We start from the raw sequence: 14,351 nt of genomic DNA on the forward strand, positions 1-14,351 counted from the left end.
GTTTTTAATGAACAAAGGAGTTGTTTTATGTTACGGATAGTTTTCTAGTAAAATAGCAGCCTTTGATTAAGCGAGACAGCAAATCAAATTAGTAGTATTGATTAAACAAGTAACAAGTAAAAAGAATCTAAACGACGCCTATGCGCGAGTGTATCGCAACAAGGGATCTGCAGGTGTGGATAAAGTTCACATTAATGAGTTAAAATCTACACTACAGGGCTACGCAAAGCAGTATATCTCACAAATAGAAAGAAAGACCTATCAGGTGTCTCCTATACTAGGCGTTGAAATCCCCAAGAGCAATGGTAAGAAACGATTACTCGGTATTCCTACGGTTGTTGACAGAGTGTTTCAACAGGCATTACACCAAGTACTGCAACCTATATTTGAGCCATGTTTTCAATCGCACAGTTACGGATTCAGACCACAGCGTAATGCGCATCAAGCCATTGCACAAAGTCTTTTAAATGTCAACTCGGGTTTTCAGCATATAGTAGATATAGATTTAAAGAGTTTCTTTGATGAAGTAGAACACTATATACTTTTAGAGTTGATAGACAAAAAGGTGAAGTGCAAAGCCACGATGCGGCTATTGCGTTCATTTCTTAGAGCGCCTATACTAATTAACGGTAAGCTACAAAAGCGAAGAAAAGGCGTCCCGCAAGGTTCTCCTTTAAGTCCGCTTCTTTCTAATATCCTACTCAATGAGTTAGATAAAGAATTAGAGAAACGTGGGCATCGCTATGTAAGATATGCTGACGATTTCAGTATTTATGTTCAAAGTAAAATGGCTGCAAAACGGGTAGGTAATGGTATCTACAAGTTTCTGCGAGACAAACTCCACCTTCCTATAAACAGAGCGAAGAGCGGTGTTCGAAAACCTTTAGACTTCCAAGTATTAGGATATGGCTTTGTGCCAACGTATAAGAAAGGAGAGAAAGGGAAATACCAACTTGTGGTAAAAGCGTCCAAATGGGTAGGGTTTAGGTCTAAACTTAAATATCTAACCAAGAAAACGATTCCCGTAAGCTTTGACGAGCGCATCAATCTGTTAATACGTGGTTGGATAAATTACTTTAAAGCTGCATCCATTCAAGCAAAGCTTAAAAAGCTGGAAGAATGGCTAAGAAACCGATTGCGGTACTGTATATGGCACCATTGGAAGAAACCAGAACGGAAGCGGAAAAACCTAATCCGTTTAGGTGTAAACCAAAACACCGCCTATGCTTGGAGTCGCACAAGAATGGGAGGATGGGCAGTAGCTCAAAGCCCTATTTTAGGGACTACAATTACCATTAAAAGGTTAAAAATGAGAGGGTATGTTAGTTTAATAGAATACTACAAACGAGATGTATAATTATTGAACCGCCGTATACGAGACCCGTATGTACGGTGGTGTGAGAGGCGCAATCCGTTCCTAATTAGGGGCGGAGCCGTCTACTCGATTAGCACACGTTTTACTTTATATTATAACTATAAGCATAGAATTCTTCATCTTTTGTGAATCCGATTCTTTCATATATTTTTTGAGCAGTATAATTATCTTTTGCAGTTCCTAAATCGACCCTTATAGCGCCAACTTTTTTAGCTAATTCAAAAGTTTTATTTATTAGTTTTTCAGCAATTCCTTTTTTTCGATATTCCGACTTAACAAATAAATCGTTTAACGTAATAGTTTTTCCAAGCGATACTGAACTAAATGAGTAATAATTTAACACAAAACCTAATGAAACATTTTCGGAATTTAGTGCTAGATATATTGTAGCTTCATTGTTTTCAATTCTCTTTTTTAAATAATCGTTGTACTTAATTTTATTGGCAGGTTTCTTATAAAAAATCATATACTGATTAAAAAGTTCCGTTACAATATCTAATTGTTCAATATTAGCTTCAACTATTTTTATATCCATTCTGTTTTTCTTTGAGTCAATTCTGATTTTTGATTATCTCCTGTATTAATTGTATTTGCAGGTTCAAATAGCATAACTTGAACTTCGTTTTTAACTACAGGTCTATGTTCAATACCTCTAGGTATAATTATAAATTCACCTTCTTTTATCTTTTCTTTCATAAACCCCAAATTTTATATTTAGCGGACTTAGTAAATATTCACAGATTTTTCGTTTTAACTGAAATGCCTGATGTTTTTTATATATTGCAATTATCTCGTTTTTTATTCACTTAATAAGTTGAGAATTTAAAATTAATTAGGTTCATAACCTTCAACTATAGTTACCCAACCTTCTGTAATATCTTGCCTTAGTTCTTTCACATCTTTACTGCTTTCTTCATAGTACCATTTGTTTGCGAAATTGAGATTGTCAAATTCATATATTACGATATGATTTAGCTTAGACGAACCTTCAATAGGTTTCACAATATTAGCAACTATAACTTTCTGGTTATACTTTGATCTCTTATCAGAAGCCTTAGATAGTTTAGATAATTTGCCAATTTTGTCTTGATTTGTGATGTTGTAATTAAATATTATATATGCTGGCATATAGCTTTATTTTTATAGATTTTTTTTGTTGATTTTGAGTTAATTAAGATGGTTTTTATTTTGGGCTTTGTTTTTAAATCTTTGTTAAGAGACATAGTTTATACAAGTTAAAGATTAAGGTTTACACTAAATGAGTTTCTGACCTTGTAACTTGTTATTTATTTCTACTATAAAGGCTAAATTTTATATTTAGTGGACTTTTTTAATATACAAAGACCTTTTGATATTAGAACGAACGCCCTATGTTTTTTATACATCTTAAGTTAGCATTCCAGAAAATTATTTTTTATTGAATTTACTAAAATACATATACCAATTCCATTCCCAAGTTTTTCCATTATCCGCTGAAAAGGCTTGGCTCCAAATAGGGTTTTCTTTATCTCTTACATCCCAACGAAAGACAACAAATATTTCTTTACCATTAAAATTGTCTTTTGTAAAAAAATGAGCAATATCGTTTTCAAAAGAGCCAAAAACTCCTGGCTGTAATATACCTTCATTAGAGTCAGCCCAATAGATGCACCATAATCTTGTTTTGGGATTAAAAAGCCTTACAGACATTCCTTCGAATGGCTTACCATCAAAAGTAGCAAGGTAATTGTCAATGTTACCAATTCCATTTAATATTTTATACATTTCTTGAGAGGATTCAAACTCAACCCATTCGGTGCAAGCTTCTAATTTTGTTTTTAATTTTCGGTTATGAAGTTTCCATTTACCTTCATAAAAATCAAAATCGTGTTCAGAAGAAGTTGAAGAAGCCGTGATTATTAACTCTCCTTTTTGGTCAAATTGTAACTCTGGTATTTTTAATGTTTCATCTTGATTCATATTATTTTGTGCATTAAGAATAGTAAAATTTATCAATGAAATTATGATTAAGAAGTATCTCATTATTTAATATTTAAATTAAGAAGAATTGTTTTTATTTCTTTGTTAAAAGGAATTACTATATCAATAGAATTTTCAATGCATGAAATAATTGATTCTCTTGGTCCTAATTTCCATTCATCACTTCCGTAAAAGGAATCTTGACTTATTTTTTTTTCTTCTATATTGTGATAATGACGCACAAGGAAATAGCTATCTTGATTTGTAATAGAATTTCCATAAGCCAAAACACAGATATTCCAGCGTTTATGCATAGGTATTGATTTTTCATTGATAATTTCATGAAATAATTTTCCTGAATTTTCTTTTAAATGATACGTGCGAATCTCAATTATTCCCTTCTTTATATTTTTCATTATACAAATGTAGAATCAAGGAATGACAACCCTATGTCAGTGAAAAATAATTATTTTAAAAAATAGTCATATACTCTTGAATAGAATAGGAATGTTCCTTTTTGAATGGAAAAGAAGTGAGTTTTAAATGCAAAATTTGATTTAATTTAAAATCTCGATAATCTTTGCGAAGCCAGCACCAAGCAATTAGATGCCATTGATTAGTGTAAAAAATGATACCGATTGGTTCTATTTCTCTTTGTGTTTTCTTTTTATTATTATCGGTGTATTCTATTTTTAAAATTAATTTTTCAATAATTGCCTTTTGTATAGTAGATAAATAATCATTTTCTTTTTGCTCATTTTCTGGATTATATATCTCTACTTTATTTGAAAAATTTTGAAATTTTTCAAAATCATTACTTTTCAATACAGATTTAATTTTTTTAATAGCCGAATCAGAATTTTTTGTTATTGATTTATCTGTAAATTTATGTGCAAGGGTTTGAAGTAGTAATAACGCATTAGCTTCCTCAATAGTAAATAACAATGGAGGAAGAAAATAACCTTGCATAATATAATAACCTTTATTAGGTTCAAGAATAACAGGAATACCTATCTCATTTAATGCTTTTATGTCTCTATAGATAGTACGAATACTCAAATTATATTTATCGGATAATTGCTCTGCACTTACAAATTTCTTGTATTGCATTGTCCATAAAATACTCATTAATCTGTCTATTCGATTCATTTTTTTCTTTAGGTTTTTTGAATTTGCGTATCGGTCATCAAACTAGCAGCCATTTGTTAGTAATTGGTTCTTCAGAGACTGGTTTTCTTTTAGGAAACCCCGTTGCTTAATAGACATATGCCATCTAACACATATACAAAAGTAAATTATGCTTTTTAGCAACAATGTTGTGGCCAGTTTTTATTAGTTTTAATATTTTATGAATTCCATCAAACTACCGTCAGGATCTCTAAAATAAAAACTTACACCTTCTCCTTTAACACCAAACCTTTTCACGGGTCCAACTTAGATTTCAATTGAATATTCTTTTAAATGCTTTTTTAGCTTTTCGATTGATTTTTTCCAGATAAAGCATAAATCACTTCCTCCTGGCATTACTTTAATTCTTGCAACTGGCGTTCCGTTAATATTTGGTCCGTGACAATTCAATTGAGTTTCACCAAATCTATATAAAAAACCATTTCCAATAGGCATTATTTCTGCACCCAATACTTTTGAATAAAATTCATTAGAACGTTCCCAGTGTGAAACGTTTATTAAACAATGGTCTAATTTAATATCTTTCATATTCTAATTTATAAATGTTACTTGCTATTTTTTAATACCTTATTTATTTTTCCTATTAAAAACCAATGAATTATCCATAAGATTAAGCCAACAAATCCTGAAATTTGCCCTGCCATATTTGGAATTAATGAAAAGATTTGAGCTACAGACCAACCGATTCCTAATGTCAAACCAAAATCTCCAAATTTCTTTAGATTTTCGTTTGATTTCATTTCATTTTTCAAAGAATTTGAAATGTCTATTATAATAAAAAAATCTTCAATGAAATTGAAAGGAATTAAATACATATACCAAACACTTTTAGGTTTTCGTGTCCTGTTTTCAATTTTTATCAAGTTAAGGGTTGTTTGTAAAGATTTACAATAAAATGCTATTGCTGTAAAAAAAATTATAATTAAGATTATACTTGGAATCAATCCTAAATTTTCAAATTCACTTAGTCCTCCAGGGATTTGACCTTTTTCAAAATAAGGATTTATTGCTATTAATAGCAATAAAGCTGTTATTACTATTTTTATTATTACGTTCATTATATGTATTTATTTGTTAAATATTGTTGTTTCGTTTTTAAGCTTAAAGGGTTAGGATTTGTCACGTAATCTATTGTAATTCCATCTATGGTGGCTAATAAAATTTCAGCTTCATTATGCGAATTTTCTCTAAATTCATTTTCCAACAAGGTGGAAAATAGATTTACCAATTCATTTTTTTGATTGTCAAGTAATGCAATAACTTTAGAAGGAGTTTGCGGATGGATTACTAATAGCAGGCATAGTCTTATAATTCCTGTATTGCTTTGAAGGCTAGCAAAAAAGGAATTGAAAAAAGTGTTAAAATTTAGTTCTTGAATTTCCATCATTTCTGATGTCATTTTCGTAATAGTGTTTTCAATGGTGACGGTTAATAACTCTTCTTTATTCTTAAAATGGGTATAGGTTAATCCTTTTGATACACCTGCTTGTTTTGCAATTTTATCTATTGACGTTTCGGTATATCCATTCTTTGCAAAAAGAGTTAATGCTGAGAGTAATATTTTTTCTTTGTTATTCATATGACTGACTGTTCAGTCACAAATGTAATAATTTTTATTTAAAAAAGGATTTTAATCGGAAAAAGCGCTGAATTCAAGGTTCTAACGCAACAAACGTTGCTTTTTTTTAAGTTAGTCTAAGCTACAAATTTCAGTTCAAAATCCATTATTTCTTTAGGAGTTTTGTAGCCTATAATTTTTCGAGGTCTGTTATTGAGTTTTTCTTGAATAAGAAGGAGTTTGTTTTCATTAATTTCATTGAAGTCCGTTCCTTTTGGGAGAAACCTTCTTATGAGTCCATTTGTATTTTCATTTGTACCTCTTTCCCATGAAGAATAGGGGTGAGCAAAATAAATTTTCATACCTGTTTTTTGAGTTATAATTTCATGTCTAGCCATTTCAGTTCCGTTGTCGTAAGTCATAGATTTTTTAAATAAGGGATTGAGTTGATTTAATTTTTCGGAGAACATTTTAGCCACTTCATTAGCGTTTTTAGCTTTTAATTTGATGATTAATGTGTATCTGGATTTGCGTTCGACTATGGTTCCGATAGCAGATTTGTGATTTTTCCCAATCACTAGATCACCTTCCCAATGACCAACTTCTTGTCTTAGTTCAATGTGCTTAGGTCTACTGTCAATACTGACTTGATTAAGTATTTTACTACCTGTGTTACGTCTTTTTTTAGGTTTTCTACGTCTTGATTTATGGCGGACTAATAATTGGATTAGTTTTTTATTTAAACGCGCTTGAGTTTGTAAATAAATGAATCTATAAATGGACTCATGAGAAATAGACATAATAGAATCGTTAGGGTATTTATCTTTTAATCTACCTGAAATTTGTTCAGGAGTCCAATCATTAAGTAATCCTTTAAACATATAAAATCGGAGTTTTTTATGGGTTGATATTTTATCCGTATTTCTTTTATTTAGGTAATCATCTTTAGCATTCCAGTGGGCTAAATCAGCGCTGTATTTATCGGTTTTATTCTCTACCCATTTGTTGACTTCTCTAGAGATTGTTGAGCGAGATCTTTTGAGTGTTTTAGCAATGTATGCTTTGGTCTTATTTTCATTTAAAAGCGTCTCAATTTGGACTCTTTCTTTAAGGGTAAGTCTAGTGTTTTTTTTACGTACCATAATAACAAATCTATTAATTTAGATTTGTTGCGTTGAGTTCTTGAGTACGCAAATAGTCATTTTTAATCTCGACTAACGTCAAATTTAGTTATTGAAAATCAGGATGTTGAAAAATCGAGATCTTCTGGTTTTATGTCAAATTTATTGATTTGTTTTTTAATTCTTTTGACGAGTCCCATTTTTCTTTTTTGATCTAGGAATAAATAGTCAGTAGGTGGTTGATAGGCTTGTTTTTTTGTGACCATATTCCAAATGATAACAGCCAGTTTTCTAGCGGTTGCACTCACGGCTACTTGTCTTCCTTTTTTGAAAGCGATTTTTCTAAAGAAATTGGATAAATGAGTGTCTTTTAGATTTCCGATTGCATTTGCAGCTTGCCTGAGTGCTGTTTTTATTCGATTACTTCCTTTTGGTGTGCGATGACTTAATACTTTTCCTCCAGATATTTTATTATTCGGTGCAAGTCGCATCCAAGAGGTGAAATGTTTTGCAGTAGGGAATTTATTAAATCCTTCAGAACCAATTTCGCTAATTATAGTGAGTACTGTTGCGTGGCTTAGACCTTCTATTTGCATTAGGTCTATGCCTCCAAAATATTGAAAAGCCAATTGGTTTAACTCAATTTTTGGGGCATTTTTATTTATGCGCTTATAAGGTTTTGCTTTGGTTTTTAGTTTTTTTTTAATCGGGTCAAGATTGATTTGTTTTTTAAGGAACCTGTCAATTTGTTTATCACAATCTGCTATTTTCTTTTGATAAAATTGGTAGCTTTCAAATTCTTGTTTGAGTCCAAAAAGAAAGTCCTGTCTGTTATTGCCTTTTAGAGCCTTGGCAATTTCTTCTTCTGATTTTCGACAATTATAGTGCCTGTGTTTCGCTAAAGAATTTGGGTCTAAATTTCCTTTGCAGATGTCTTCAATAATTTTCAGCCCGGTAAGCCCACATACATCCTTTACTACTACGTCTAAACGCATATTAAGTAGTTTTAGGTACTTCTGCATTTTGTTGGAAGCTTCGGCAGCTAATTGTAACCAGTTTGTTCTTTGTCTGCAATAGGTTCTTAGGATTTCCGTAGTTTCATCTGGTAAAAAGCTGCTACTCAATAGTCCAAGAGCGTGTAGTTTTTGTATCCATCGTGCATCTTTTACGTCAGTTTTTTTGCCTTTGGCATTTTTAGTAAATTTTCCATTGGCAAGAATAATGTCAAATCCATTTTTAGCGAGTTCAGCATATAAGTTCTGCCAGTAACTTCCAGTAGATTCCATAGCAACAGAGTTGATGCCATTCCCTAAAAGCCAATTACAGATGTCCTGAAGGTCTTCTGCATACACTCCAAATTCTTTTACATCACTGAGGTCTTGTCCAATGGCGACAAAGTGACTTCTACTTCCCACATCAATTCCAGCACAGTGAAGATTGATGATGTCCAGTTCCATTTTTTTGTTCATACCAAAATTATTTAGGTTTATAAAAATGGCTCAAAAGAAGTACTGTATAAATTCTAAAATATCTCGATCGGACTTGCATAAGATGCAGTACCACTGGAATTATCACATCAAACTCAACCTAAAGGCAAGAATGATAGTACTTCAATCAGAATGTTGACCGAGTTTACCCAAAAGGTAACACCAGTTGAAAAATCGACCTTGTAGTGAGCCTATATAAAAATAAAAAAAAGATAGGATTTTGCGATTCGTTAGCTCGAGGAATTAATCGGATTCTGATGTGGGGAATGTTTGCTAACGGTTTTGTGTCGAGTAGACAAGGGGAATTTCACCCCAAGCCTCTCACAGAACCGTACGTGATAGTCTCCCATCATACGGCTCTTCTTATTCAATTTAATACCTTTAATTGGAATATCCAACGTGCCAATGGTAAAACAGACTCGGATATTGCTTCCGAACCGTGTCCAACCATTTGTAGGCTTTGGTTAGATTGTTCCTATACCGTTTGTAGCGATATCTTGCCCATCTTACCAGTTTTATACGTAATATATAAAACACTTTGGACAAGCTATAGCCTCGGTATTTGCCAAAGTAACGAATCCACCCTCGAAGTTTTGGATTCAAGTGATGTGCAATGCCAACAATACTGTCGCATCGCATTCTTGGGATTTCCATTTTCCTGATCTGCTCAAATAACCGTGATCTTGACTGGATACTGATTGCGCAATCAAATCCTAAGAACAGCCTGCCTGTTTTCTTCGATTTTGAAGTGCGTGGCTGAAAAGTATAGCCCAAAAAGTCAAATTGGACTCTTTGGTACTTTTGTTGCCTTCTAAAATCCTTACAATACACAATCTTCGTTTTATCGGGATGTAATGTCAATCCACAATTCCCCACCCTTTCTTTAATTTGCTGTAAGCTTTGCTCTGCTTGACTTTGTGTCCAGCAATGAATGATTATATCATCCGCATAACGTACAAATTCAATGGAAGGACTAGATCTCCCAAGCCAAACATCTAAGGTGTAATGTAGAAAAAGATTAGCCAATAGTGGGCTGATCACCCCACCTTGCGGTGTGCCGTTGGTTCTTGCTATAATTTCACCTTTTCGGTTTTGTAGTGGAGCTTTGAGCCATCTTTCAATGTATCTCAGCACCCACTTTTCTTCCACGTGTTTGCCCAGCGCTTTAAGCAGCTTTTCATGGTCAATGTCATCAAAGAAATTCTTGATGTCCAAGTCGATCACCCAATCATATTTCCAACAGTTTTTACGAACCTGCTCGAGTGCTTGATGGGCACTACGTTTTGGTCGGTAACCATAGGATTGTGGGTGAAAGATCTTTTCCAGCCTTTCCTCTATTTGATTCTTTATAACCGTTTGAGCTACTCTGTCGCTAATGGTAGGAATCCCCAATTGACGGACGGAACCGTTTTTCTTTGGGATTTCGACTTGAAGGACCGGTGGCGGGAAGTAACTGCCCGATGCTAGGCGGTTCCAGACTTTGTATAGGTGTCGATGTCTTTGTAGGTCATACTGCGACATACTCAGATCATCTACTCCTGCACTCTTTCCTTTACGCTTTACCTGAAGGTAAGCTTCCCAGACCATTTCTTTGGTAATTGGTAATGATTTTGTCTTCTCAAATTCAATCATCCTCTTGCGAGTTGTAAAAATTGATAAAACTGAATAAGTCAGTCCCTTCGCTCCATTTCCATTACAGAAAATTCATAGCTACTACAGACTGATCCGTCCCTGCACCAAGCATCGCTATTCTGCCTCTAGTTTGTGCTATTGTACATTTCGCTTCACATCTTGACACAGGTTCCCGAGTTCCGTAAATAAGCCCGAATAATGGTCATGCCTCCTAAATGACGCCTGCCGCCCAGCCAATAAGCAGATGACCGCCGGACTTGTAATGTTTGTCATACTTCAAACACTTTTGACAGAAGGTTGCACTTTCTCGACACTTCATCAGAGGTTTATTTGCATTCATCTCCATTATTCATACCTGACCAGCTCTTGGCATAGCCTTTTCCATAACGCTCAATACCTTGGCTCTTTACCAAAGCACCTTATGGTGGTTTGATGCTCTCCCCTGCAGGACAACATCGGTGGGTCGGTTCCACCATCTTATAAACAGTTGCGTAACGATTTTCAGCCGTTCGTTACTCTCGGCACACATAAGAATAGTAGCGGATTTTGAAACGCTAACTTTTCGGTTAAACACAGACCTTTTTTATATTTACTTACTTTCGTTTTAGCGATTAAACCGCTATTATTTTTATACATTGTGTGTACCCAGCATGGGCATCTTTTGATTTACTGAAAGGTAAATAATTAATCTAGAGGGTGCAAGTCCCTTATGGGCAGGGGTAACGCCCTGAACCATTAGTAAGCTGAAAGGTTGCTAGTTGTGAGACTAGGACTGAAGGAAGCAGGACTACAAAACTCGGTACTGACGAACAGAAACCGTATATGAGGCATAATTAATTGGGTAAGCAACCACATCATTGTTACGCCCTAAAGAGTACAAAAATGGTAGTTATGTAGATACGGCAGGGATCGAGAGAAAGAAGATGTTCTTACCTGGGGAGGTCTCTACAACCACGAGTTTGGTTATGTAGAGAAGTCAGCAGAAGTCATAGTACTCACGAGAAACGAGTTGCAGCATATCTGCATAGGTCTCACAAGTGAGGAAGGACTGAAAGTAATCCTTTCTGAAATGCCAGATGGAGCATTAATTTTCGTTATTGGGTGACCGATTCCCTAGAAAATTTGTAGCCATTTGATAAAGTAAGAAATAGTTTTGATTGGTGTAAAGAGCAATTGGAAAGATGGGTTACTAACCGCCGTATACGAGACCCGTATGTACGGTGGTGCGAGAGGCGCACTCCGTTCCTAATTAGGGGCGGAGCCGTCTACTCGATGTGTGCTGTGTAAGCTAAAATAAAGATGGAGGTAGGTCCTCCGATGAGGGTTTTTAGGAAAACTCATCAAACCACTTTTATGATGCATCTGAGGCAACAAATATGTATGAAGCGATAGAAGAAAAGGCTATATAAAAAATAGTCAGGTAAGAATAGAAGAGATGAGCGAAAGCGAACCTTTCGAAGAAGTGGCGAAAAGACCAGTCGTTGTCAAAACTTGGTTTATATCGAGGAATCAGGGATAAGTATAGCGGCAACCTAATTACTGGCTATACGGCAACCGTCATAAAGGAGGCATGACTTCTATTCAGGCTTTATTGTGGAACCACAGGAAGCTTATATACTATGCTAAAAGGAAAACACAAGCAGGAAATGCCTGTAAGTTGATTACTGATGAGTATATAGGTGGCGGATGAAGTTGTAGTAGTGTTGAAACTTCTGTAATGGAGGTGGAGCGAAGGACTTTAGTTATACCGTTATTATTTAAGAACAACTTAAAAATTAAGGATGATTTTTAAAGAACAAACAAAGTCGGTGCCCATTACCAAAGAGATGGTGTGGGAATCTTACAAGAAGGTAAAAAGTAATGGAGGGAGTGCAGGTATAGACCAGCAAAGTCTATCAGATTTCGATAGGGTACGTTCGAAAGAACTGTACAAGTTATGGAACAGACTGGCCTCAGGAAGTTATTTTGCACCAGCAGTAAAACGGGTTACTATACCCAAAGGGAGGAAGACCCGCCCTTTGGGTATTCCAACGGTGAGCGATAGGATAGCTCAACAAGTGATAAAGGCATATCTCGAGCCAAGGCTGGAATCCATATTTTCAGAAAACTCTTATGGATACCGCCCTAACAGAAGTGCACATACAGCGATTGAAATTGTACGTCTAAACGTACTACGATACAGCTGGGTGATAGATTTAGATATACAAGAATTCTTTGAGAATGTAGACCATAGCCTTCTTATGAAAGCTTTAGAGCGACATGTTTCAGAGAAATGGGTGTTGCTTTACATCAGACGGTGGCTGGAAGCACCAGTAAAACTTGAAGATGGAACGCTTAAAATGTCCAAGGGAAAAGGAACCCCTCAAGGAGGGGTAATCAGTCCATTGCTATCTAATCTCTATATGCATTACTGTGTAGATAAATGGTTAGAGAAAAACTACCCATTGTTAAAGATGGTGCGTTATGCTGATGACTTGATAGTTCATTGCAGAAGCCATGAGGAAGCTGTTCATACCCTAGCAGCACTAAAATCACGTCTGAGGGAATGCGGTTTGACTGCACATCCTGAAAAGACCAAAATAGTGTACTGCAAGAAAGATGGTAGAAATCTCAAAGGGTATCCTGTACAGTTTGATTTTCTGGGATTCAGTTTTCAGCCTATCAGGTTCAGATTGAAAAAGGGCGGAAGCTTTCTACAGTTTGACTGTAAAATGAGCCGAAAGTCCAAGATTCGAATCACGGGAGAACTCCGTAAGCTTGCTTTTCATAATAAAACACAACGCGCAATACAGGATTTAGCAAATCTGCTAAACCCAAAGATTCGAGGTTGGATTTGGTATTATGGAAAGATAAGTCGGAGGAGCTTGCAGCCCGTATTCTATTACCTGCACAATCGTATGATCAGATGGATATTGAACAAGTACAAAAGGTTCAAAGGAAGCAAGATCAAAGCCGTAAGATGGCTTAGGTTTATTACAAAGTCATATCCAAACATGTTCTATCATTGGGAACTGGGGTACAAACTAGTCTAAACTATTTAGGCTTTACCGACTGTATAACAAGAGCCGTATGAATCGAGAGGTTCACGTACGGTTCTGTGAGAGGTTTAGGGGTGAAATTCCCCTTTACCTACTCGACTGTATGCAGTTTTATTTTATTCCTTTTTTTTTAAGAAGTCTCCATCAATGATTAATAATTTAACTCCGTCTTTCGCAATTGAACGATGAGAACTTAATTCATCAGAAACGACATAAGTCATTCCTTTTGTCAAAATTACTCTTTCTCCATTTTTTAGTTCACTAATAAAAGTTCCTTCTAAACATTGCACAATATGTCCTTTTTCACACCAATGATCAGCAAAGTAATCTTTAGAATACTCAACAATCCGAATCCGTAATCCATTAAATTGAGTCGTTTGCCAATATGCAATTCCAGTTTCTCCTTTATGTTCAGTTTTGGGGATTTTATTCCAATCAATTGATTGGAAAGGAATGTTTTTATTAATCATTTCGTTTTACCTTTTTATATTTTTGAATACTTCTCGTCAATTGCATACAACGGTCTTGTGGTCGAGTAGACAAGGGGAATTTCACCCCAAGCCTCTCACAGAACCGTACGTGATAGTCTCCCATCATACGGCTCTTCTGACTTGATACACAAAGATAGCTCATCCTCTTTCAAGTTGGCAGGTTGTGTATTAAACCAGCTCATCCCTTTGCTCCATTTCCATTACAGAAACTTCATCACTACTACGAATGAGTCCGCCACTACATATACTTTTGGTATTCTACCTCTAGGTTGTGCCTATTGTGTATTTCCCTTAGCACGTATATGCAGCTTCCCAAGTTCCATAACTAAGCCCGAATAAAGTTCTTGCCACCTGAATGACGCCAGCCCCACAGAAAATAAATAGGTTACCCCTGTGATTAATGTTCTTTCAAACACTAGTTTTAACTCCGTATCATACTTCGTAGCTTTTGACTGGATGTACCTACTTCTCGACACCTCTTCAGTGGTTCACTTTCGTTCAA

Annotated in this window: 15 protein-coding genes; 2 read left to right on the forward strand and 13 right to left on the reverse strand. The window is 35.1% G+C overall.

Going from position 1 to position 14,351, the window contains the following annotated elements; all coding sequences use genetic code 11:
- Positions 1-97 precede the first annotated feature (97 nt).
- Entirely contained in the window at positions 98-1,357 is a 1,260-nt protein-coding gene (gene ltrA / locus ACPF9A_RS13005; RefSeq protein ID WP_423997550.1) for a group II intron reverse transcriptase/maturase, read from the forward strand.
- 100 nt (positions 1,358-1,457) lie between these two features.
- Here ltrA (ACPF9A_RS13005) and ACPF9A_RS13010 read toward each other — a convergent pair whose 3' ends face one another.
- The 12 genes from ACPF9A_RS13010 to ltrA (ACPF9A_RS13065) all read right to left on the reverse strand — a co-directional run bounded on the left by ACPF9A_RS13010 (position 1,458) and on the right by ltrA (ACPF9A_RS13065) (position 10,320).
- Positions 1,458-1,910, reverse strand: coding sequence for a GNAT family N-acetyltransferase (locus ACPF9A_RS13010; RefSeq protein ID WP_423997552.1), 453 nt, complete (start codon positions 1,908-1,910; stop codon positions 1,458-1,460).
- Entirely contained in the window at positions 1,901-2,071 is a 171-nt protein-coding gene (locus tag ACPF9A_RS13015; protein ID WP_423997554.1) for a hypothetical protein, read from the reverse strand. The genes ACPF9A_RS13010 and ACPF9A_RS13015 overlap by 10 nt, the downstream gene beginning before the upstream one ends.
- 132 nt (positions 2,072-2,203) lie before the next feature.
- A complete protein-coding gene (locus ACPF9A_RS13020; protein ID WP_423997556.1) occupies positions 2,204-2,503 on the reverse strand; it encodes a DUF1330 domain-containing protein in 300 nt (99 codons plus the stop codon).
- A gap of 279 nt (positions 2,504-2,782) precedes the next feature.
- Entirely contained in the window at positions 2,783-3,397 is a 615-nt protein-coding gene (locus ACPF9A_RS13025; protein WP_423997558.1) for a hypothetical protein, read from the reverse strand.
- Complete coding sequence (locus tag ACPF9A_RS13030) at positions 3,397-3,750, reverse strand: hypothetical protein (protein ID WP_423997560.1); 354 nt, start codon at positions 3,748-3,750, stop codon at positions 3,397-3,399. Before ACPF9A_RS13030 ends, ACPF9A_RS13025 begins: the two co-directional genes overlap by 1 nt.
- A 55-nt stretch (positions 3,751-3,805) precedes the next feature.
- A complete protein-coding gene (locus ACPF9A_RS13035; RefSeq protein ID WP_423997562.1) occupies positions 3,806-4,483 on the reverse strand; it encodes a helix-turn-helix transcriptional regulator in 678 nt (225 codons plus the stop codon).
- Between the two features lie 285 nt (positions 4,484-4,768).
- A complete protein-coding gene (locus ACPF9A_RS13040) occupies positions 4,769-5,050 on the reverse strand; it encodes a VOC family protein (protein ID WP_423997564.1) in 282 nt (93 codons plus the stop codon).
- Between the two features lie 17 nt (positions 5,051-5,067).
- Positions 5,068-5,580 carry a hypothetical protein gene (locus tag ACPF9A_RS13045; protein ID WP_423997566.1) on the reverse strand — a complete coding sequence of 171 codons (513 nt, stop codon included), beginning with the start codon at positions 5,578-5,580 and terminating at the stop codon, positions 5,068-5,070.
- Positions 5,580-6,101 carry a TetR/AcrR family transcriptional regulator gene (locus tag ACPF9A_RS13050; RefSeq protein ID WP_423997568.1) on the reverse strand — a complete coding sequence of 174 codons (522 nt, stop codon included), beginning with the start codon at positions 6,099-6,101 and terminating at the stop codon, positions 5,580-5,582. The genes ACPF9A_RS13045 and ACPF9A_RS13050 overlap by 1 nt, the downstream gene beginning before the upstream one ends.
- Before the next feature lie 116 nt (positions 6,102-6,217).
- A complete protein-coding gene (locus ACPF9A_RS13055) occupies positions 6,218-7,222 on the reverse strand; it encodes an IS30 family transposase (protein ID WP_423997570.1) in 1,005 nt (334 codons plus the stop codon).
- Between the two features lie 98 nt (positions 7,223-7,320).
- A complete protein-coding gene (locus ACPF9A_RS13060; RefSeq protein ID WP_423997572.1) occupies positions 7,321-8,670 on the reverse strand; it encodes an IS110 family transposase in 1,350 nt (449 codons plus the stop codon).
- Positions 8,671-9,069: 399 nt separating this feature from the next.
- On the reverse strand, positions 9,070-10,320 hold the full coding sequence (gene ltrA, locus ACPF9A_RS13065; protein WP_423997574.1) for a group II intron reverse transcriptase/maturase: 1,251 nt from the start codon (positions 10,318-10,320) through the stop codon (positions 9,070-9,072).
- Between the two features lie 1,781 nt (positions 10,321-12,101).
- Here ltrA (ACPF9A_RS13065) and ltrA (ACPF9A_RS13070) point away from each other — a divergent pair.
- On the forward strand, positions 12,102-13,352 hold the full coding sequence (ltrA, locus tag ACPF9A_RS13070) for a group II intron reverse transcriptase/maturase (protein ID WP_423997575.1): 1,251 nt from the start codon (positions 12,102-12,104) through the stop codon (positions 13,350-13,352).
- Positions 13,353-13,474: 122 nt separating this feature from the next.
- Here ltrA (ACPF9A_RS13070) and ACPF9A_RS13075 read toward each other — a convergent pair whose 3' ends face one another.
- On the reverse strand, positions 13,475-13,828 hold the full coding sequence (locus ACPF9A_RS13075) for a DHCW motif cupin fold protein (protein ID WP_423997577.1): 354 nt from the start codon (positions 13,826-13,828) through the stop codon (positions 13,475-13,477).
- Positions 13,829-14,351: the final 523 nt, after the last annotated feature.

Source organism: Maribacter sp. IgM3_T14_3 (assembly GCF_049603095.1).
Lineage (GTDB): Bacteria > Bacteroidota > Bacteroidia > Flavobacteriales > Flavobacteriaceae > Maribacter.